Here is a 1,964-nt window from a genome sequence, read left to right as displayed (position 1 = left end):
GTCGCCACGGCGGTGTACATGCTGTGGCCGCTGGTGGTGACCGCGACGGCGCTGCTGTTCCTGCGGTGGAACCGGAAGCGGCGCCAGGACCCGGTGGGCGAAGTGGTCCCGTGACGGGACGTGCGGGGCCGCCGCGACGTGCGGCGACCCCGGACGACGTCACACGGTGCCGGTGAACCGGTCGTCGAGGTAGGCGATCTTGGCCTGCTCGTCCCGGTCGGAGTACAGGTAGCGGATCCAGGCCTGCTGCTCGTGCAGCAACGCGCCCATCTCCCACACGCAGAGCACTTCCCGGTGCTTGCCCTGCTCCAAACGGCGGTAGCTGTCGTGCTGCTTCACGTCCCGGATGTAGACGGTCTCCCACATCTCGTTCTCGCGCCGCCAGGTGCAGACGATGAGGAAGTAGAAGTCGCCGCGGCACAGGTGGTGGATGACGAAGCCGAGGTCGCCGGAGATGTCCAGCTCGCCGGAGGCGACCTGCTCCCGCAGGAACGACTTGCCCTCCTCGCGCAGCCCGGGGTCCACCACGTCCTGCGCCTCGCGCACCTCGTACCACTTCAGGTGCGCGTCGGGCAGGGCTACGTCGTGGTCGGGGAGCGCGATGACCTCCTTGGCGTAGTGGCGGTAGTCGTCGTCGACGTTGGCGATGGCCGCGAGGTGCGACAGGTTCCTGGTCACCGACGAGATCCTAGGCAAACGCGCCGGGCTGGGACAGCAGCTCGACCGTGCTCTCGGGCACGGGCACCAGCGCCGTGCTGTAGTCGGCCATCATCTCACCGACCGGGCCGTCGAACTCGGCCCACTCGGGGTGCTCGTACAGCGAGCCGGCGAGCCGCACGCGCTCCTCCATGCCCGGGAACGCGCGCACGAGGTGCCACTCGTCCTCGTCCAATGGGGACGGTCCGAACGCGAGGACCGTGATGCCGATGCGGCGCATGAGCGGGATGGTGCCGTCGCGGCTGATGCGGTCGAACTCGGCTCGGGTGCCGGGCTTGAGCTTGAACACGCGGGTTTCCAACAGCCAGGACTCGGTCATTCGGGCACTCCAAGGACGCGGCGGTACGCCGTAGCGGGATTTGGGGTGCGCGCAGCTGGGGCGGGCCGAACGCCGGGCTCGTCGACGTTTCTACCGACGACCGCGCCGGCGCGCAAGGGGTGAACGGTGCCCAAGGGGTGAACTAGGGTGCCGCGTCGTGAAACCGGATCTGACCACCCTGCGCGCCGCCGTGTCCGAGTTCGGCGGCTTCACCACCCCGGAGAAGTCGTGGACGGTCCTCACGGCCGCCACCGCACCGGCGTTCGACCTCGGCTCGCCCGCCCACCGCGACGCCGCGCACGTGTGGCTCAACGCGTGGGGCTGCCGCATCCGCACGCCCCGTCCCGGCGAGCCGCGAGTGCTGGACGAGAGCCTGGCGGCCTGGTGGGCGTCGTGGCGCGACGTCCTGCCCGATCCCGGTACGCGGCTCGCCGGCCTGACCGACGAGCAGGTGCGGCGGCTGGCCGAGGGCTTCGCCGCGCTGTCCGCGAGCACGGCGGCGGCCACGCCGCGCGGCACCCGGACGCTGGGTCCGACGGCGGCGTCCAAGCTGCTGTTCGCGTTGCGGCCCAACAGCCTGCCGCCGTGGGACAACATGATCGCAGACCGCCTGCACGGCGGGCGCGACGGCGCGGCGTACCGGGCGCACCTGCTGCTCACCCGCGGCTGGGCGGTGGACCTGCTGTCCGAGGCCGGCGTGCCCGAGCCGGAGCTGCTCGACGACCTCGGCCGCCCGGGCCGCTCGCTGGCGAAGGTGATCGACGAGTACTGCTACCTCGCCTTCACCCGCGGCTGGACGGCGCCGCGCCGGGGCGTCACCGCCGACGACGTGCGCCGCATCGCCCGGGCCCTCCCCCGCACGGAGGAGGCGCTGGTCCGCGACCGGGTCAAATTCCGCATCGGGCGGATCGTGTACCTCGCCCTGTCG

The 1,964-nt window shown here is 71.7% G+C and carries 2 protein-coding genes and 1 pseudogene; 1 reads left to right on the top strand and 2 read right to left on the bottom strand.

From position 1 onward, the window contains the following. Positions 1 to 159: 159 nt before the first annotated feature. Both AB0G02_RS33220 and AB0G02_RS33215 read right to left on the bottom strand, forming a co-directional pair. On the bottom strand, positions 160 to 678 hold the full coding sequence (locus tag AB0G02_RS33220; protein WP_360802207.1) for a hypothetical protein: 519 nt from the start codon (positions 676 to 678) through the stop codon (positions 160 to 162). Between the two features lie 10 nt (positions 679 to 688). Beyond that, positions 689 to 1,036, bottom strand: a complete 348-nt coding sequence (locus AB0G02_RS33215; RefSeq protein ID WP_360802205.1) for a hypothetical protein — start codon at positions 1,034 to 1,036, stop codon at positions 689 to 691. Positions 1,037 to 1,865: 829 nt separating this feature from the next. On the opposite strand from AB0G02_RS33215, the pseudogene AB0G02_RS33210 reads away from it, so the two are divergent. Continuing rightward, positions 1,866 to 1,964 (top strand): annotated as a pseudogene (locus AB0G02_RS33210) (MmcQ/YjbR family DNA-binding protein); the annotation flags it as partial.

The organism is Actinosynnema sp. NPDC023658 (genome assembly GCF_040639995.1).
In the GTDB taxonomy this organism is placed as follows: Bacteria; Actinomycetota; Actinomycetes; order Mycobacteriales; family Pseudonocardiaceae; genus Actinosynnema.
This window is presented reverse-complemented; position numbering and strand designations above follow the sequence as displayed.